This window comes from Saccharomonospora cyanea NA-134 (assembly GCF_000244975.1).
GTDB lineage: Bacteria > Actinomycetota > Actinomycetes > Mycobacteriales > Pseudonocardiaceae > Saccharomonospora > Saccharomonospora cyanea.
Window position 1 is genome coordinate 97658 of record NZ_CM001440.1, and the last position, 18537, is coordinate 116194.

The following is an 18537-nucleotide window of genomic DNA, read 5'->3' on the forward strand; positions in this document are numbered from 1 at the left end:
GGAGTAGGCGATGTCCGGACACGGTGCTGACTACGCGGAACGGCTCGCTGCCGAGCGGGACAACTTCTCCGACCAGGAGGACGTCCACGGCGATCTTCCTCCCTCGGCCCACCGGTGGGCGGCCCGCCACATGGTGCCGAAACTGCACGAACTGGGTGTGGAGAGCATCGGTTCGCTGATCGTGGACGAGATCCGCGCCCGCGCCCGCGAGGCCGCGGAACACGGACGGGACGCGGTGGTGCTGTCCCTCGGCAGTGGCAACGGTGACCAGGAACTCGGCTGGTTGAGCGCGCTCGCGGACGACGGCGTCGACAACGTGCGGGTACGGCTTCTGGAGATCAACCACGACATGCAGCGGCGGGCGGCCGAGGCCGCGGGGCGACTCGGTTTCGCCGACCGGGTCGAACACCTCGAGACCGACTTCAACACGTGGAAGGCCGACACCGAGTACGACGTCGTGGTGGCGTTCCAGGTACTGCACCACGTGCTCGACCTCGAACACCTCTACGGGCAGGTCGCCGAGGGACTGCGGTCCGACGGTGTGCTGGTGGTGCACGACATGATCGGACGCAACGGGCATCGCCGCTGGCCCGAGGCGCTGGAGGTGATCGAACGCATCTGGGCGACGCTGCCGCCCGAGCTGCGTCGCAACTCCGTCACCGGGATGATCGACGAACGGTTCGACGACATCGACTGTGCCGTCGACGGCTTCGAGGGCATCCGCTCGCAGGACGTGCTCCCGGTGTTGCTGGAGTACCTGCACCCGAGCGTCTTCCTGACGTTCGGCAACGTGATCGACCCGTTCGTTGACCGCGTCTACGGGCACAACTTCGACATGGAGAACGAGCGGCACCGTGCTCTCATCGACGACATCGGTGTGCTCGACGACAGCCTCATCGACCTGGGCGTGGTCACACCGACCCGGCTGACGGCCCTGTTCCACCCACGTCCGCAACCGCTGCGCGCGTACCGGGACCGCACTCCAGAACGGTCGGTGCGCCGCACCGACGTCGTGGACCCGGCGGGCCGGGTGTCCTTCCATCCCGCGGCGTCCGACCCGCACCGGCTCGTACGGGGTTCCGGTCTCGCCGTGGGCCGGTGCAACGGCGTTCTGCACGACCGGTGGGTCGGCAGGACGGCGACCATCCCGCTGCGCACCACGGCGGAGGTGGACACGGTCGAGCTGGAGTTCTGGTTGCCGGAGTGGATGCCGGAGCGGGGAACGCTCACCGTGTCCCTCGACGGGCACCAGGTGGCGGCGGTGCCGGTCGAACACGGGCTGCTGCACCGGTCGGTCGAGGTCGCGCTTCCCGCGCACGTGACGGCGGAGTTGACGTTGAGCGCCGACTGGTGGGTCAACCCGCACGCCGCGGGGCTCGGTGAGGACCGCAGGACGTTGTCGTACGTCCTGAACGGTGTCACCGTGCGGAAAAGCGGAACCTGACGGCGTGGGGTCCCGGTGAGCCGATAACCTCCCCGGCATGGCTGGCGAGGCTGTGGGCGGTTCGGGAGTCGGGGACGGCCGACTCATCGAGTGGACCGGGGAACGGTGTGTTCCGTGGGTCCACGACTACCAGGTCATCTACGAGCACTACCACCGTTACGCGTTCGCCCTGCGGTTCGCGGCGGGCAAGCGGGTGCTCGACCTGGCCAGCGGTGAGGGCTACGGCAGCGCCATGCTCGCCACGACAGCCGCCGAGGTCGTCGGTCTGGACATCGACGAGGCGACCGTCGCGCACGCGAGCGCGACCTACCCGCTCGGCAACCTGCGGTTCACCGTCGGCTCGATCACCGATCCCGAGGTGCTGGCCGACGAGGAGCCGTTCGACGTCGTCACCTGCTTCGAGGCTGTGGAACACGTCGCCGAGCAGGACGAGCTGATGCGACTCGTGCGGGCGCGGCTGGCCCCCGACGGTGTGTTGCTGTGCAGCACCCCGGACGTCGCGGTCTACACCCACGACCACGGCAACGAGAACCCGTACCACGTCAAGGAACTGACCCGAGACGGCTTCCGGCAACTGCTCGCGGGCACCTTCGAGCACGTGACGCTGCTTCGGCAGAACGTGGCCGTGGGTTCCCTGGTGCACGACGGTCCCGAGCGGGGCGACGTGGAGACCCACACGCTGAACGGCACACCGGGGCAGGGATGGAGCGTGTCGCCCGGGGCCCCGCACACGTACCTGCTCGGCGTCGCCTCCGCCGTCCCCGTCGAGGTGCCGCGGGCCTCGGTGCTCACGGACCCGGACCTCACGCTCGTGGCGCACAGCCGCTCCGACGAGATCGCGGAGCTGACGGCGGCCGTGTCCACCCTGCGCGCGAGCCTCGAACACGCCGAGAACAACCTTCGTGGCGAACAGGCGGAGTCGCGGCGGCGCGCCGACGAACGGGACGCCGCGCTCGCCAGGGCAGCCGACGCCGAACGCAGGCACGCCGAGGCCGTCGGCGAGAACACCGATCTGCGCGAACGACTCGCCCGCCATGCGAAGCGGTTGGCCTGGCTGTCCGACCACACCGGTGAACTGCGCCGCACGGTCGGGGCGCTCGCGGCCGAGAACGCCAAGCTGAAGGCCGAGCAGTCGGCACTCGCACAGCGGTTGATCAGTCGCTACCGCAGCACCGTCGAGCGCGTCGCCCCGCGGGGTACCCGCCTCCGCGACGCCTACGAGAGCGCGTTGGGCAGGCCGAAGGGCGTGCTGCCCACCCCGGTCGAGGACACCTCGCCGGTCGGGGTCACCACCAGCGTCGATCCCATCGTCAGTGTCGTCGTCCCCGTGTACGGCAACTGGTCCTACACGCGGCGCTGCCTCGCCTCCATCGAGGCGAACCTGCCGGACACCCCGTTCGAGGTGATCGTCGTGGACGACGCCTCGCCCGACGGTTCCGCCGACCTCGTCGCGCGGTGTCCCGGTGTGCGGTTGGTGCGGGCCGAACGCAACCAGGGTTTCGTGCACTCGTGCAACCTCGGCGCGCGGCACGCGGGCGGCGAGTTCGTCCTGTTCCTCAACAACGACACCGAGGTCCACGAAGGCTGGCTCGACTCGCTGGTGTCGGCCTTCGAGAAACACCGGGACATCGGGCTCGCGGGGTCCAAACTGGTCTACCCGGACGGCACCCTCCAGGAGTGCGGCGGAATCATCTGGGCCGACGGCACGGGCTGGAACTACGGCCGGGGGGACAACCCGCACGAACCGCGGTACGCGACCCTGCGCGACGTGGACTACTGCTCCGGCGCCGCCGTCATGGTGCGCAAGAGCCTGTTCGACTCCCTCGGCGGTTTCGACACCCGTTACGCGCCCGCCTACTACGAGGACACCGACCTCGCCTTCGCGGTCAGGGCCGCCGGCTACCGCACGGTGGTGCAGCCGGAGTCGGTGGTCACGCACCACGAGGGGATCTCGAACGGCACGGACGTCTCCTCGGGCGTCAAGCGCCACCAGGAGTTGAACCGCGCCGTCTTCGTCGAGAAGTGGGCCGACGCGCTCGCCCACCACCGCCCCGAGGCGAGCCCGCGGAACCTGTGGCTCGGCCGCAACCGCACCTCGCGGGGTCACGGTGGCGGCATCGTGCTGGTCGCCGACCACCAGGTGCCGCGCACCGACGAGGACTCCGGCTCGGTGCGGATGTCGCGCATCCTCGACCTGCTGGTCGGACTCGACCAGCGGGTGGTGTTCTTCCCCATGAACGGCGCGCTCCCGGAGCGCTACACCTCCGCGCTGTACCAGGCCGGGGTCACCGTGGTCGCCGATGCGGGACAGCGGCAGGAGTTCCTGCGCGAGGCCGGTACCGAGCTGCGTCTCGCGGTGCTGTCGCGTCCTCAGGTGGCCTGGCAACTGCTGGAGCAGGTCAGGCAGTACGCGCCCGACTGTGTGGTGGCCTACGACACCGTCGACCTCCACTTCGTACGCCTGGGAAGGCAGGCGGAGCTGGCGAAGGAACTCGGTGACGAACCCGAGTACGTCTCCCTGTCCCGGCGTGCGGAGGCGTTGCGGGAACTCGAACTCGGCCTCACCCGCGCCAGCGACGTGACGTTGACGGTGTCGGACGACGAGCGGCGGGTTCTGGCGGAACTCGTACCGTCCGCACGGGTGAAGGTCCTGTCGAACATCCACAGCGCGTCCCCCGCTCCCACTTTCCCCGACGGGCGTCGGGACGTGCTCTTCGTGGGTGGCTTCGACCACGTGCCGAACCGGGACGCGGCGCGCTGGCTGGCCGAGGAGATCATGCCCTTGGTGAGGAGGGAGCACCCCGCTGCGGTGGCGCACATCGTGGGCAGCAAACCGCCGAGGGAGGTGCTCGATCTGGAACGCGACGGTGTCGTGGTGCACGGCTGGGTCGAGGACCTGGCGGTGAAGTACCGCGAGGCGCGCGTGGTCGTCGCGCCGCTGCGGTTCGGTGCGGGTGTGAAGGGAAAGGTCGGCGAGGCGTTGTCGCACGGTGTGCCCGTGGTCGGCACCACGCTGGCGCTCGAGGGTATGGACCTGCGCGACGGTGAGAGCGCGATCGTCGGTGACACGGCCGAGCAACTGGCGCGTGGCATCTCCTCCGTGCTCACCGACGACGGGCTGTGGACGAGGTTGGCCCGAGCCGGGAGGACGGCCGTGGAGGCCGGGTTCGGCCCTGACGTGGCGAGGAGCACCCTGTCCGAGCTGCTGACGGGCGCGGACCCGGTGGACTGAGGCTTCGGCTCCCGGCGGCGGCAGCCGTTCCCCACACGGGGCGGGGCCCTCTCACGAGGGCGGGAGCGCCCGGTTCAGGGTCGCCACAGCCTCGTTCGTGAGCGAGGTGAGCCGATCGGTGTCGGCGGGCGTGCGCTGCGACACCCACAGGTTCACCGCCACGTTGTCCGAGGTGTACCAGGTGCCGCGCAGTCTGTGGTCGCCGAGCACTCCGGTGAGGCCGCCCTCGTAGCCTTCCACGCTCGTGAACCCGGCGCTCACCGTCAGGGCGCTCAGCTCGTCGGTGAGCGAGGCGGCGCGCTCGGCGTCCGGCGTGGGTATGACGAGCAGGAAGTAGCCGGTGTCGCCGTCGGTGGACGCCCGGTGAATGACCTCGTTGACTCCGTGGTCGGCGAGAATGCGGGCCGAGTGGTCGGGGTAGAGGCCGAGGTCCACGCCCTTGTCCACGGCGAGCGTGGAGTCGTTGGCGCTGGGTTGACCGGGCAGGGCCGGGATGCGGTCCTCCAGCGTCGGCTGGTGTGCGCTCGCCGCGGCGTCCTCCGCCGGTGCCGGGTTCCCGGCCGCCGCGGGCGGTGGGTCGGACCGGTCCTGCCCCAGCCACCACGCACCGCCGATCACGGCGCCGAGCGCGACGAACACCGCGCCGGAGATCGCGACCCAGGTGAGCCCGGATCGGCGGGGGCCCGCGCCGCTCCCCGTGTGCGCTCGTTCCCCGGCAGCCGGAAGTCCGGGGGGAGGCACCGAGAAATCGGGTCTGCGGATGAGCTCCGTGGGGCGTTGGTCGGCGGGACTGGGCGCCGTGGTGGGTCGTGTCGTCGACAGCAGTGCGGCTGTGGCCGAGCTCGGGCCCGAGCTCTCGGGTGGGGCGGCGTCGGTGGTCTGAGGAACGGCTTCGGCCCCGGCGGGGTTGGCGGTCCGCCACTGAGGGGCCTCTTCCGGGGTACCGGGCGTGGTCGGTGCCGTGGCTTCCGTCGCGTTCGGTGCGGGCACGTCGTCGGGAGTGCGGGAGGAGGCCGCACCCGCGAACGGCACCAGGGGCGCACCGGACACCTCGGCGAGGATGTCCTCACGGCGGCGCCGGTGTTCGCCGCTGCTGATGGTGCCCGCGGCCAGTTCGGCGTCGAGACGACGCAACTCTTCCTGCCAAGACATCGTCAACCCCCTGAGCCTGTGCGGCTGCTACACCATAGTTCGCCACCCGTTCGCGTGACATTCTGGCGGTAGAATCGACGACATGGTGTTGTTCGGTCGAAGCAAGACGCAGCTGGTGTCCCCTGACGAGGCTCTGCCGGGGCGGGCGGAGGCGCTTGTGACGCCCGACTTCCACGCGGTGTTCGGTGACCGGCGGATCAAGCCGCCGTTTCCCGAGGGCATGAGCACGGCGGTGTTCGGTCTCGGCTGCTTCTGGGGTGCCGAACGGCTCTTCTGGCAGACGCCGGGCGTGTACTCCACGGCCGTGGGATACGCGGGGGGCCACACGCCCAACCCGACGTACGAGGAGGTCTGCACGAGCCGCACCGGACACGCCGAGGTGGTGCTGGTCGTCTTCGACCCCGCGCAGGTGTCGTACGAGTCTCTGCTGAAGGTGTTCTGGGAGGGACACGACCCGACGCAGGGCATGCGGCAGGGCAACGACATCGGGACGCAGTACCGGTCGGCCGTCTACTACGTCGACGACCGGCAGCGGGAGATCGCCGAGGCGTCGCGCGAGTCGTTCCAGAAGGCGTTGAGGGCCGCCGGCCACGGAGAGATCACCACGGAGTTCGCGCCGTTGCGCGAGTTCTACTACGCCGAGGACTACCACCAGCAGTACCTGTACAAGGTGCCGAACGGCTACTGCGGTCTCGGTGGCACGGGCGTGTCCTGCCCGGTGGGGATCGCCTCGGCCGGGTGACCGCAGCTCACGCAGCGTACGAAAAAGGGCGGTGGCCGGAAGGCCCCGCCCTTTTCTTCGGGAGAGCGGACGACGGGACTCGAACCCGCGACCCTCACCTTGGCAAGGTGATGCGCTACCAACTGCGCTACGTCCGCGTGCCCCGGGTTTCTCAACCCGTGCGAAAGCCAGTGTATACCCACCCGTTGCGTCACTCGACAGCGGGTCGTTTGGTCACGCCATGGAAACTGACGGGTGCGGGTGCCCGAATGACTCCGTATGGTGTTCAAAGTTCAACCGAAAGGGCTACGGCCCGGAGGGGGTGCCTGGCTGAATGTCGAACGAATCGGGCTCCGCATCCGACCAGCCGGGTCTCGTCGAACGTATCCGTCTCGGAGACGACGCTGCTTTCGGTGAGCTCTTCCAGGCGCACGAGACCGCCGTGCGCAGGTTGGCCCGTCGGCTGGTGTCCGACGCCTCCGATGCCGAGGACATCACGGCGGAGACGTTCTTCCGCGTCTTCCAGGCCATCCGCAGGGGCAACGGTCCCCGGGACAACGTGCGCGCCTACCTGTTGACCGTGGCTCGCCGGGTGTCGTGGGAGTGGCAGGCGGCGCGCCGCGAGGTTCCCGTGACGGACGACGAGCTCGTGGCACGGGCGGGGGCGGGCTCCGACTCGCAGAGTCGCACCGCCGAGTCGACCCTGGTCGTCCGCGCGTTCACCAGTCTGCCCGAGCGATGGCGGACCGTGTTGTGGCACACGGAGGTGGAGGGTGAGCAGCCCGCCGTCGTCGCTCCGCACTTCGGCCTCAGCGCGAACGCCACCGCCGCGCTGGCCCGGCGCGCCAGGATCGGTCTGCGCGCCGCTTACCTGCAGGCCCACCTGGCCACCGACCGTTCCTCGGCGGGCTGCCGTCGGGTGGTGTGCAAGCTCGGCGGCTACACGGCGGGCAGCGTGACGGGAGCCGAGGCACACAAGATCAGCGACCATCTGAGCACGTGTGCGTCGTGCCGGTCGACACACGACGAGTTGCTGCGGGTTTCGTCGTCGCTGCGGGCGCACGCGGGTGCGATCCTGGCCCTGGTGCCTCTCTCGGGGCTCGCCCTGGCCGGTTCCGGGGCGTACGCCGGTGCGGGTGTGGCCGTCGCCGCGAGCGGTTCGGCCACGGTGAGTGGTGTCGCGGCGGGCAGTGGGACGGGAGCCGGGGCGGCGATCACCACGGCCTTCGGCGGAAGCAAACTCGGGCTCACGTTCGCGTCCGCGGCGGCGGTCGTGGGGGTGTCGGGTGCCCCGATGCTCGACGACATCGACAGCCGGCGCGCGCAGGCCTCCATGCCGGGCGGGGAGGTGGTGGTGGCACCGTCGAGCGCCACGGACGACGGACGATGGTCGCGCGGCGGCCTCGACGCGGCCGTCGGCCACCCCGTGAAAGGTCGCGACGGCACCGGCTCGACCACGTTGCCCGCCGAGTCCGCCGAGTCCGCGGCCGGTCCGCAGGGCCCCACAGACTTCACCCTGCCCGCCGAGACCGAGTTCGTGGCGGACTCCGGTTCCCCCGGCGCCTTGCCCGGTGGACCGGCCGCGGACGGCGCGGTGCCGGAGGGGGACGTTCCGTCGCGTGGCCCCGGTTTCTCCGACGAGACGCGGCAGGGCTCTGGTGGAGGACCCCGCGACGACGCGGGTGCCGGGGCGGGTGGGAGCTCGGCGACCGAGCCGACGCGGCGGCCGAAGGTGGACCCGCCCGCCCACGACAGCAGGCCGTCGGACACGACGGGAACGCCGCCGTGGGCGGGGCCGAAGGACCGCCCTGAAGGCGGCCCCCAGGACGACACCGGCCCGCGCCGGCCGGGACGAGAACGGACGGGTGCCGACCTCTCGGAACAAGTCCGCCCACTCGGGGGCACCGCGGGCTTTCCGAGGCCGTGACGATCACGGTAACGTTGCGGTGACGATCTGCACGGACCGGGCTAGCGGAGGAAGCGATGAACCGGCTTGTCCAGGGATCCGACGGCCGGGACTGGGTCATCCGTGCGCAGATGGAGTGGCGCAAACCCGCCACCGCCGACGACTTCGAGCACGACGTCGCCGCCAACTACGCCCCCGGTGTCGCGATGATGGGTGTGGCGATCGCGCTGGGCGTCGTCCTGCTCGTGTGGATGCCCGAGGACGTCGTGGTGCCCGAGTGGGTGCCCCTCGCGTTGTTGCTGGTGTTGTTGTTCTTCCCGCTGCGGTGGGTGCTGCGCAGGCCGTGGACCGTGGTAGCCGAGACGGAGGGCGACGCCACGGGTGAGAAGCCGTCCGAGCGTTGGGTCGGCACGGTCATCGGCATCTTCAACGTCAGGGGCGAGGTCACGCGCATCGCCAAGTCCATCCACAAGCACGACCTGCCCGACTTCGACGGGCCACTGCATCCGGTCGAGTAGCCGTGCCCGAGTCGCCCGAGGTCGAAGCGCTGGCGTTCTTCCTCAGGGAGAACGCGGTGGGCCGCGCGGTGACGAGAATCGACGTGGCGTCGCCGACCGTCCTCAAGACCGTGAGCCCGGCCTGGACGGAGCTGCACGGTGCGACGGTGACGGGCGCCGGTCGACACGGCAAGTACCTCGACGTCGACTGCGACGGCCTCCACCTCGTCGTCCACCTGGCCAGGGCCGGGTGGCTGCGTTGGTCCGACGCGTTGTCGCAGGCCCCACCCCGGCCGGGACGCGGCCCCGTCGCTCTGCGGGTGCGACTGTCAGGCGAGGCCGACCGTGGCGGTGAGCCGGGCACGGCGCCGGGTTTCGATCTGACGGAGGCCGGGACGAAGAAGGGCCTCGCGGTGTGGCTCGTCCGGGCTCCCGGCGAGGTGCCGGGCATCGCGAGACTCGGTCCCGACGCCATGGACGTCGATCGTGACGGCTGGGAACGCCTCCTGCACGGCAGCAGCGTGAGGTTGAAGACGGCGCTGGTGGACCAGTCGCTCGTCGCGGGGATCGGCAACGCGTACTCCGACGAGATCCTGCACGCCGCGCGCCTGTCCCCGTACGTGACGGCGGGGAAGCTGTCCGACGAGGCGCTGGACCGGCTCTCCGACGCCGTGCGCGACGTCCTCACGAGCGCGGTGGACCGGTCGGTGGGGCGGAAGGCCGCGCGGCTGAAGGGTGAGAAACGTTCGGGACTGCGGGTGCACGGGCGCACCGGACTGCCGTGCCCGGTGTGCGGTGACACGGTGCGTGAGGTGTCGTTCGCCGACCGCGCGTTCCAGTACTGTCCGACGTGTCAGACCGGTGGGAAGCCACTCGCCGACCGCCGGTTGTCCCGTTTGCTGAAGTAACTGTTTCGCGTATGAAAGTGACCCGCTGTGTTCGCCGAGAGCAAAAGGTAGCTGATCGAGTACGGAAGGTACGCGGTCAGATCTTGCACGTCACCGTGTGAAAGCAGAGCATGGACGTTGTGTCAAGTGTATTGACCACGCAGACCGTCGTGGCCTTCGGGCTGGGGGCCTGCCTCGTCGGGCTGGTCACCGTCCTCGTCGTCGTCATCAGACGCCGCAATGCGGGCGGAGCCGTCGACGAGACCGTCCTCGACGCCGTTCGGTTCATGTCGGACTCGCAACTCGAACTGCGGCGGGGCCTGGACCAGGATGCCGCGGACAAGATCACGTCTCGGTTGCTGAGGCTGCTGAGGTGCGTCGCGATCGGGATCACCGACCGCGACGGCTCGTTGCTGTCGTGGGACGGTGAGGCCAACGACCACTACTTCGACCTCGTCGACCCCATCGGCGCGGCGATCCGCAAGAAGCGGCACGAGATCATCTCCCACAACAGGGTGCCGTGCAACCACAAGAGCACGTGCCGGATGCGCACCGCCGTGATCGTGCCGCTCCTCATCGAGGACACAGTCGAGGCCGTCCTCATCGTGGTGGGTCGCACGCGGGGCAGGCACATCGCGAAGATGGCGGACGTCGCCTCCAAGATCGTCCTGAATCCCCTGGAGGCCGCACGCCTGGAGAAGGCCCGTCACGAACTCCAGCGGGCGGAGATCAAGGCGCTGCGGGCGCAGATCTCCCCGCACTTCGTCTACAACGCGCTCAACACCATCTCGTCGCTGATCCGGACCGATCCGGAGGAGGCGCGTGAGCTGTTGCAGGACTTCGCCGACTTCACGCGGTACTGCTTCCGGGTCGAGGGCACCTACACCACCCTCTCCGACGAGCTGCGCAACATCGACCGCTACCTGACCATCGAGGGCGCACGCTACGGCAGCAGACTCAACGTCCGGCTCAAGATCGCCCCCGAGGTCCAGTCGGTGGTGGTGCCGTTCCTGCTGATCCAGCCGTTGGTGGAGAACGCCGTGAAGCACGGCATCTCGAAGAAGCCGAGCGGCGGCACGGTCACCGTGGTGGCCCAGGACGTCGGCACGGAGGCCGAGATCAGTGTCGAGGACGACGGCGTGGGCATGGACCCCGCGCGGTTGGAGGACATGCGCAACTCCCGCGGCAGCGCGCACATCGGTCTCGCAGGCATCAACCACCGGATGAAGCAGGTGTACCACGACCGGTACTCGCTCATGGTGGAGACGGCCGTGGGCGCGGGCATGAAGGTCACCATGCGGGTGCCGAAGTTCGTCAGGGCGGTGCGCCCCGACATGCCGGGGTACGGTGAACTCGCTCCCGCCCGCCGAGAGCTCTCCCCGTCGAGGCCCGGCGCCGCGCTCGGCTCGTGATCGACTACCTGCCACGGCCCGCCCCACGTCAGTACGCTGGTCGTCATGAGCCGCAAGGACACTCTGGTCTCCCGCATTCCCAAGCTCGGTGAGCGTGTCGAGCGCAAGGACGTCGTCTCCGTCATCAAGCTTCACGGCGTGATCACGCCGCAGGCCTCGCCGCTGGCCGCGCGTGGCGTCATCAACCTCGCCGCGATGGAGTCGGCGTTGAAGCGCGCGTTCGCCCCCGAGCGGCTGAAGGCCGTCGCGCTGCAGATCAACTCGCCCGGTGGTGCGCCGACGCAGTCGGGCCTCGTGGCCGAGCGCATCCGGAAGCTGGCCGACTCCAAGGGCGTGCCGGTGATCGCGTTCGCCGAGGACGTGGCGGCCTCCGGTGGTTACTGGCTGGCGTGCGCGGCCGACGAGATCTACGCCCACCGGACGTCGATGGTGGGCTCCATCGGCGTGATCTCGGGTTCGTTCGGCTTCGCCGGGCTGCTCGAACGCTTCGGCATCGAGCGCAGGCTCTACACGGCAGGGGAGAACAAGTCGCGGCTCGACCCGTTCAGCCCGGAGAAACCCGAGGACGTGGAGTGGCTGCGCAAGCTGCACACGCAGTTGCACGACATGTTCGTGGAGTGGGTGAAACAGCGGCGCGGCGACCGGCTCAGCGACTCGGAGGACCTGTTCTCCGGCGACATCTGGCTCGGTTCCAAGGCGCTGGAGCTCGGCTTGGTCGACGGCCTCGGCAACCTTCGTGAGGTGCTGGAGGAGCGTTACCCCGACGCCGAGATCGCGGTGGCCGAGCCGAAGAAGCCGCTGCTCGCCAGGCTGGGAGTGGCCTCCCCCGCCGCCGCTGTGCTGGACGCGGTGCAACACCGAGCGATATGGTCTCGCTTCGGTCTGTGATCGATGCTCTCTACTCTGGGGTGAACGGGCGGCGTTCGATTCGCCCGGCAGCGTAGTGGACATCGACCCTTGCAAGCGGCAGGATGCGTTTCACTGTGAGTGCTCCCCACGACACACCGAAGCTGCTCGTCTTGGCCGTTGACGACGAGCCGCACGGCCTTGCTCAGCTGAAGCACTGTCTCGAGGCGAACGTGCACGTCGGCCGGGTGCTTCCCGCCGTCGACGCGTCCGAGGCGCTACGGCTCCTCGGTTCGGACGACGATCTCATCCGGGCGCGCAAGCAACGCGGGTTGCCGCCGGTGGACGCGGTGTTCGCCGACATCAACATGCCCGGGCTCTCCGGCATGGAGATGTCGCGCGTGTTCGCTTCGCTGAACCCGGCTCCCGTGCTGGTGTTCGTCACCGGGCACGCCGAGGAGGCGGTGGAGGCGTTCGACCTCGGTGCGGTCGACTACGTGCTCAAGCCGGCCCGGCAGGAGCGTATCGACAAGGCGGTGGCGAGGGTCGTCGAGAAGATCGAGGCCGCCTCGGGGCACCGCAGACCGTCGGAGCCCGACCGTGGCCGGGACGACGAGGTGATCCCGGTCGAGCTCGCGGGTACGACGAAGCTCATCCCGCGCTCGTCGGTGCGATGGGTGGAGGCGCAGGGCGACTACGCCAGGCTGTTCACCACCGAGGGCAGTCATCTGGTGCGGATTCCACTGGCCCAGTTGGAGGACCGCTGGGCCAAGGCCGGGTTCGTGCGCATCCACCGGTCGTTCCTCGTGTCGCTGCCGCTCATCACGGAACTGCGCATGGGACAGGGCGGCTACCAGGTCGTGATCGGTAACGAGGAGAAGATCCTGCCGGTCAGCCGAAGGCACACGCGGGCGCTCAAGGACAAACTGGTCGGATCGTCCCGGTTGGGATAGCCGGACATGGCGGACGACGACATCTACCGCAGAGTCCACGGCATCCGGGAGCCGGACCCGACGTTGGGCAAGAAGCCACGGCCGTCGGAAGTGGTGCGGCCCGCCGTGTCGTTGTCGTCGGGTTCGCAGGCCGCCGAGGGAAACGTCAAGCCTCGCAGGCAGCGTGTCGTGCTCGCCGAGCCGCGGCGGATGTCGAGTTCGTCGATGCGGGCGCGTGTCGAGCTGGCCGAGCAGACGAGCTGGGGAAAGCTGCTGGTCAGGGACCTCGTCCGGGTGCAGATGCGGGCCGGGCTGCTGCTGTTCGGCCTCGTCGTGGTGCTGCTGGGCGTGCTGCCGGTGCTGTTCCACCACGTGCCGGAACTGGTGTCGTGGCGGGTGATCGGGATACCCGTACCGTGGATCTTGCTGGGCATCCTGCCCTTCCCGCTGCTTTTGGGCGTCGGCCTGTGGTACAACCGGCTGGCGGAGCGACACGAACGGGACTTCGTCGCGATGATCGAAAACTGATGCCGTCGGCACGAGGTAGCGAGGGAACAGTCCGTGCAGCTGAACCCGTGGGCCCTCGCCAGCGTGGCGCTGGTCATGGCCGCGACCTCCTACCTCGGGCGCCGCGCGGCACAGTCCGCCAGGGAGACCGACGATTTCCTGGTGGCGCGGCGCATGGTGCGGTCGCGGCGGAACGCGTCGGCGATCTCCGGTGAGTACCTCTGTGCCGCGTCCTTCCTCGGTGTCGCGGGCCTGGTCCTGAAGGACGGCGCCGACGCGCTGTGGTTTCCCATCGGCTTCACCGTCGGTTTCCTCGCGCTCGGCATCTTCGTGGCGGCGCCGCTGCGCCGGTCCGGCGCGTACACGATCCCGGACTTCGTGGAGGCGCGGCTCGGTTCCGCGGGGCTGCGCAGGCTGTCGACGTGTTTCGTGGCGTTGTTGGGGCTGGTCTACCTCGTGCCGCAGTTGCAGGGCGTCGGGCTGACCCTGGCCGCGATCATGCCCGAGTCCTGGGTGCCGTGGGGCTCGGTGCTCGCGGTCGTGCTGGTCGCGGGCAACGTCGTGTGGGGTGGGCTGCGTTCGGCCACGCTGGTGCAGGCGTTCCAGCACTGGGTCAAGCTGTTCGCGCTGGCCATCCCGGTGTTCGTGCTGTGTGCCGTGTTCCTGGGCAGCGGAGGTACGGGCGCGGCGGGTGGGCTCGGCCAGGAGGCGCCGCCGGAGTTCACCGAGGAGACCACGGTGACGGTGGGCTCCGACGCTGTGCTGCGCGTCGAGGAAGCCACGATGGTGCACGAACTCGACGAGGAGCCGCCGGGGCCGAGGATGTGGGTTCCGGGCATCGACTACCCGGTGCGGGAGGGGGACCGGCTGCTGTTCCCGGCCGCGTCGGCGGTGCCCATGGTGGACGACGCCGAGTCGGACAACGCGGGCTGGCTCCGGCCCGCCGAGGACACCGACGAGGTCTGGTGGACGTACTCGGTGCTCGTGGCGACGTTTTTCGGCACGATGGGACTGCCGCACGTGCTGGGCCGCTTCTACACGAACCCCGACGGCAGAGCCGCGCGTCGCACCACGGTGCAGGTGCTGCTGCTGCTCGGACTGTTCTACCTCTTCCCGGTGCTGATGGGCGCGCTGTCCCGGCTGTACGTGCCGGAGTTGCTCGTGACGGGGGAGTCCGACGCCGCCGTGCTGCGGGTGCCCACCGCCATGCTGCCGGATGTCGTGGGGCAGCTCGTGGTCGCGGTGCTCGCGGCGGGTGCGTTCGCCGCGTTCGTGTCGACGTCGTCGGGGTTGCTGGTCAGCGTGGCCGGAATGGTCGCCACGGACCTGATGTGGAACAAACGCAGGGACTTCGTCACCGCGGTGGCGTTGGCGTCGGGTGCGGCCGCCGCGGGCGCGGCGGTGTTGCCGCTCGACGACCTCGTGCACACGGTCGGCCTCGCGTTCGCGCTCGCGGCGTCGACGTTCTGCCCGCTTCTCCTGCTCGGTATCTGGTGGCGGAGGTTGACGTGGGTCGGCGCGATGCTGGGAATGCTGGTCGGTGGGGCGGGGGTGCTCACCGCCATCGCCTTCCACGTCGCGAACCGGTTGAGCGGACAGAGCGTGCCGTGGTTCGTCACGCAGCCGGCGCTGCTGACGGTGCCCGCCGCCTTGCTCACCACGGTGGTCGTGAGCCTGGCGACCGCGCGCCGCGTGCCCGAGGATGTCGATGTGGTGATGCTCCAACTGCACGCGCCCGACCGGCTGGGGTTCATGCGCGACCCGAGTGGTGTGGGCAAGCCGGGCGCGAGTGGCCGCGCTCGCAGGTCGTGAAGGTTCACGGGCATCGCACGACGGCGCATGCGACGATGGGCCCGTGAACCACTCCGGCGATGTACCTACGGTCTCGGTCGAGGAGCTTTCCTCCGAAGAGGACCACGTGCTGCTCGACGTGCGGGAACCCGACGAGTGGGCGGCGGGCCACGCCCCCTCCGCCGTTCACATCCCGTTGGGCGACCTGCCCTCGCGCGCGGGTGAGCTGAGCGAGCTCGCCGGCGACCGTCCCGTCCACGTCATCTGCCGCACCGGTGGCCGGTCGGCACGGGCGGCGGCCTGGTTGAACGCCGCGGGTGTCGTCGACGCCGTGAACGTCGCGGGCGGCATGAAGACGTGGGAGGTCATGGGGCGGCCGCTGGTCTCCGACCACGCCGACACGCCTCCCGAGGTGTTGTGAGGGGCGCGAGGGCGGTCGCGTGAATCGGGCGGCATCCGGCTGGGGCCCCGCTCCGGGACACCGGAACGGGCAGCCCGCGCGCGTCCCGGTGAGGTGGGTCGCGTCGGTGCCCGACAGCGCGAGGAGCGCGCAGGCCGACGGCGACGGCCGACGGCAGCGCGGCCCGTATCTGGGTCCGCCCGCGTACGCCGCCGCGCCGCGCTGGGGTTTCCCGCACGTGGTGTGGCGGTGGCCGACGGCGGTGCAGGGCACGAGCGCGGCCACGCCGGTGCCGTCGCAGCGGATGTTGCTCATCGCCCGCAACGCGGTGGCCGTGCTGTGGACGTTGGCGGCCCTCGCCACGGTGGCCGCGGGCGCGGAGGTCTGGCGCTATGTCCTGCTCGTGCTGAGCCGTGACAGTGCGCTGTCCTCCTCTGTCGTGGGCGCCTCGGACGCGCTGGTGCTGACGTTCTCCTTGCTGACGTTCGTGATGACGGTGTTCGCGTTCGCCGTGTCCGTGTGGTGGCTGCTCGTGGCCCGCAGGGCGGCGGCGGACGAGGCCGGGCAGCACCCGCCCCGGCAGACGTGGCAGGTGCTCGTCGGCCTGCTCGTGCCCGGCCTGAACCTGGCCATGGCCGGTTCGATCCTCGCTGAGCTCGAACACGCCGCCACCCGCAGGCCCGCCAACCAGCGGCCCACGCCGTCGCGGTTGGTGCTGGTGTGGTGGGCGGCGTGGATCGCCAACGCACTGCTGGTGACCCTCACGGTGGTGTGGCGCGCCCGGGACGGGGTGCAGGCCCAGGTCGACGCCGTCGCGCTCACCGCGTTCACCGACGCCTCGGCGGTGTTGCTGGCGGTGGCCACCGTCCAGGTCGTCCGCCGGTTCACCAGGCTGCTCGCGCCGATGGACGAGCAGTTCGTCCGACCGCTGCGCGTGCTGCGTGTCGAGAACGCACCGGAGCTGCCGCGGCGGGCCCGTCCGAAGACGGCGGCGCGCTGAACCCCGCGATCACACCGTCACGGGCAGCGTGCTGAACCCGCGGATCACGAACTCCCCGCGCCGCGTGGGCGCCTCGGCCTCCCGCAGGCCGGGCAGCCGCCGGGTCAGCGCGGTGAGCGCCGCCGCGATCTCGATCCGTGCCAGGGGAGCGCCCAGGCAGTAGTGCACACCGCCGCCGAACCCGAGGTGCGGGTTGGGCGTGCGACCGATGTCGAGGGTGTCCGGAGCGTCGAAGACCTCGGGATCCCTGGCCGCGGCCCCGAGCAGCGCGGCGATCTTCTCGCCCTCGGCGACCCGGTGCCCGGCGACCTCCACGTCGGTGGTGGCGGTGCGCTCGAAGAGTTGCAGCGGGGAGTCGTAGCGGATCAACTCCTCGGTGGCGGTGGGCGCGAGCGAGGGTTCGGCCACCAGCCGGTCCCACTGGTCGCGGTGGGTCAGCAACGCGTGGACGCCGTTGCCGATCACGTTGACCGTGGCCTCGTGTCCCGCCATGAGCAGCAGCACCGCCGTGGCCACGACCTCGTCACCGGTGAGGTCGCTCGCGACGAGGTGGCTCAGCAGGTCGTCGCCGGGGTGGGCGGCCCGGTGGGAGGCCAGCGTGCGGAGGTAGTCGGCGAACTCGGTCGCCGAGGCCTCGGCCTCCCTTCGCCGGGGCTCCGGCAGCCCGTACTCGTACATCTTCACGATGGCGTTGCTCCAACCGACCAGCATCGGCCCGTCCTTCTCGGGAACGCCGAGCAGTTCGGCGATCACGGCGACGGGCAGTGGTTGGGCCAGGTGCTCCAAGAGGTCGGCACGGCCGTCGGAGGTGATGCGGTCGGCGAGTTCGGCCACCATGCGATCGGCGAGTGCCTCCACCGAAGGGCGCAGGCGTTCCACGTGTCCGCGCGCGAACGCGGCGGACACCAGCCTGCGCAACCGCGTGTGGGCGGGCGGTTCGTTCTCCAGCAGCGAGTTGCGGTGCAGCATGTTGAACGACGCGAACTGTTCGGCGGGGGTGGCGTCCTGCCAGATCCGACCGAGCCTGCGGTCGCGCAACACCGCCGAGGCCGCGGCATGGGAAACCGCGACGGCCAGCCCGAGTCCGTCGTGGTGGTGGACGGCTCCGCACGAGCGGAGCTCGGCGAACACGGGGTAGGGGTCGGCGAGGAACCGCGGATCACGAGGGTCGAACACGCAGGAGAGCGTAGACCGGGAGTCCACGCCGGTCACGCCTCCGGGGTCGGGCTCCACTCCGGGGCGAGCATGGAGAACAGCACCGAGTCGCGCCAGGCGCCGTTCGTGTGCACGTGGTCGCGCAGCACACCCTCGCGGGTGAACCCGAGGCGTTTCACGAGTGCGAGACCCGCCCGGTTGTCGGGGCCCACCGCGGCGGTCACCCGGTGCAACCCGAGTGTTCCGAACGCGAAGTCCAACACCGTGCGCACCGCGTCCCCGGCGTAGCCGCGACCCTGGTGGGCGTAGGCGACGGCGTAGACGAGCCTGCCCGAGTGCTCGTTGGTCCGCCTGAGCCGGGTGAAGCCCACCGCCCTGTCGTGGTCGGCGGTGTCCGCGGGCTCCCGAGGTGTGATGGCGAGGTAGTACTCGCTGCGTGGTCGTTCCCTGGACCGCTCGACGATGGTGTGGAGAAGTTCGCGTGCCTGCTCGTCGTTGCGCGTGGTGAACGAGAGGAAGTGGGTGACGCGGTCGTCCCCGACTATTCGTCGCACCCCGTCGAGGTCGGCGAGGGTGAACTCGCGCAGCCGGACAGTGCGGCCGCTCAGTGCGACCGGTCCTTCGTCGTGCCGAGTCGTCACCTTCTTCAGGCTAG

General features: G+C 70.2%; 16 protein-coding genes and 1 tRNA gene. 13 read left to right on the top strand and 4 right to left on the bottom strand.

The annotated features are described in order from the left end of the window. Positions 1 to 10: 10 nt before the first annotated feature. Positions 11 to 1444, top strand: a complete 1434-nt coding sequence (locus SACCYDRAFT_RS00490) for a class I SAM-dependent methyltransferase (RefSeq protein ID WP_005452589.1) — start codon at positions 11 to 13, stop codon at positions 1442 to 1444. A 37-nt stretch (positions 1445 to 1481) separates the two neighbouring features. Further along, the gene (locus tag SACCYDRAFT_RS00495; RefSeq protein WP_005452590.1) at positions 1482 to 4676 is read left to right on the top strand and encodes a glycosyltransferase; all 3195 of its coding nucleotides are present in this window, start codon (positions 1482 to 1484) and stop codon (positions 4674 to 4676) included. Between the two features lie 51 nt (positions 4677 to 4727). Here the strand turns inward: SACCYDRAFT_RS00495 and SACCYDRAFT_RS00500 are convergent, their stop codons facing one another. Next, a complete protein-coding gene (locus tag SACCYDRAFT_RS00500) occupies positions 4728 to 5828 on the bottom strand; it encodes an ACT domain-containing protein (RefSeq protein ID WP_005452591.1) in 1101 nt (366 codons plus the stop codon). An 82-nt stretch (positions 5829 to 5910) separates the two neighbouring features. Between SACCYDRAFT_RS00500 and msrA the strand changes: the two genes are divergently transcribed. Continuing rightward, entirely contained in the window at positions 5911 to 6570 is a 660-nt protein-coding gene (msrA, locus tag SACCYDRAFT_RS00505; protein WP_005452592.1) for a peptide-methionine (S)-S-oxide reductase MsrA, read from the top strand. Between the two features lie 64 nt (positions 6571 to 6634). Here msrA and SACCYDRAFT_RS00510 read toward each other — a convergent pair. Further along, a tRNA-Gly gene (locus tag SACCYDRAFT_RS00510) sits at positions 6635 to 6707 on the bottom strand. A gap of 176 nt (positions 6708 to 6883) precedes the next feature. Between SACCYDRAFT_RS00510 and SACCYDRAFT_RS00515 the strand changes: the two genes are divergently transcribed. The 10 genes from SACCYDRAFT_RS00515 (at position 6884) to SACCYDRAFT_RS00560 (ending at position 16727) form a co-directional block, all read left to right on the top strand. Further along, positions 6884 to 8476, top strand: coding sequence for a sigma-70 family RNA polymerase sigma factor (locus tag SACCYDRAFT_RS00515; protein ID WP_005452593.1), 1593 nt, complete (start codon positions 6884 to 6886; stop codon positions 8474 to 8476). Between the two features lie 56 nt (positions 8477 to 8532). Continuing rightward, positions 8533 to 8973: a hypothetical protein gene (locus tag SACCYDRAFT_RS00520; protein ID WP_005452594.1), complete on the top strand. Its 441-nt coding sequence runs from the start codon at positions 8533 to 8535 to the stop codon at positions 8971 to 8973. Between the two features lie 2 nt (positions 8974 to 8975). After that, entirely contained in the window at positions 8976 to 9860 is an 885-nt protein-coding gene (locus SACCYDRAFT_RS00525; RefSeq protein WP_005452595.1) for an Fpg/Nei family DNA glycosylase, read from the top strand. 110 nt (positions 9861 to 9970) lie between these two features. Then, positions 9971 to 11251, top strand: coding sequence for a sensor histidine kinase (locus SACCYDRAFT_RS00530; RefSeq protein WP_005452597.1), 1281 nt, complete (start codon positions 9971 to 9973; stop codon positions 11249 to 11251). A gap of 45 nt (positions 11252 to 11296) precedes the next feature. Continuing rightward, on the top strand, positions 11297 to 12139 hold the full coding sequence (locus SACCYDRAFT_RS00535) for a S49 family peptidase (protein WP_005452599.1): 843 nt from the start codon (positions 11297 to 11299) through the stop codon (positions 12137 to 12139). An 83-nt stretch (positions 12140 to 12222) separates the two neighbouring features. Next, the gene (locus SACCYDRAFT_RS00540; RefSeq protein WP_005452600.1) at positions 12223 to 13050 is read left to right on the top strand and encodes a LytR/AlgR family response regulator transcription factor; all 828 of its coding nucleotides are present in this window, start codon (positions 12223 to 12225) and stop codon (positions 13048 to 13050) included. 6 nt (positions 13051 to 13056) lie between these two features. Beyond that, positions 13057 to 13557: a hypothetical protein gene (locus SACCYDRAFT_RS00545; RefSeq protein ID WP_005452603.1), complete on the top strand. Its 501-nt coding sequence runs from the start codon at positions 13057 to 13059 to the stop codon at positions 13555 to 13557. A 33-nt stretch (positions 13558 to 13590) separates the two neighbouring features. After that, complete coding sequence (locus SACCYDRAFT_RS00550) at positions 13591 to 15348, top strand: sodium/solute symporter (RefSeq protein ID WP_005452604.1); 1758 nt, start codon at positions 13591 to 13593, stop codon at positions 15346 to 15348. A gap of 43 nt (positions 15349 to 15391) precedes the next feature. Beyond that, positions 15392 to 15748, top strand: coding sequence for a rhodanese-like domain-containing protein (locus SACCYDRAFT_RS00555; protein ID WP_005452606.1), 357 nt, complete (start codon positions 15392 to 15394; stop codon positions 15746 to 15748). A gap of 19 nt (positions 15749 to 15767) precedes the next feature. Continuing rightward, entirely contained in the window at positions 15768 to 16727 is a 960-nt protein-coding gene (locus SACCYDRAFT_RS00560; protein ID WP_005452608.1) for a DUF4328 domain-containing protein, read from the top strand. Positions 16728 to 16736: 9 nt separating this feature from the next. Here SACCYDRAFT_RS00560 and SACCYDRAFT_RS00565 read toward each other — a convergent pair whose 3' ends face one another. Next, on the bottom strand, positions 16737 to 17903 hold the full coding sequence (locus SACCYDRAFT_RS00565; protein WP_043536957.1) for a cytochrome P450: 1167 nt from the start codon (positions 17901 to 17903) through the stop codon (positions 16737 to 16739). 32 nt (positions 17904 to 17935) lie between these two features. Beyond that, positions 17936 to 18523 (bottom strand): GNAT family N-acetyltransferase, encoded by a 588-nt coding sequence (locus tag SACCYDRAFT_RS00570; protein ID WP_043536011.1) that lies wholly within the window; start codon positions 18521 to 18523, stop codon positions 17936 to 17938. Between the last annotated feature and the right edge of the window lie 14 nt (positions 18524 to 18537).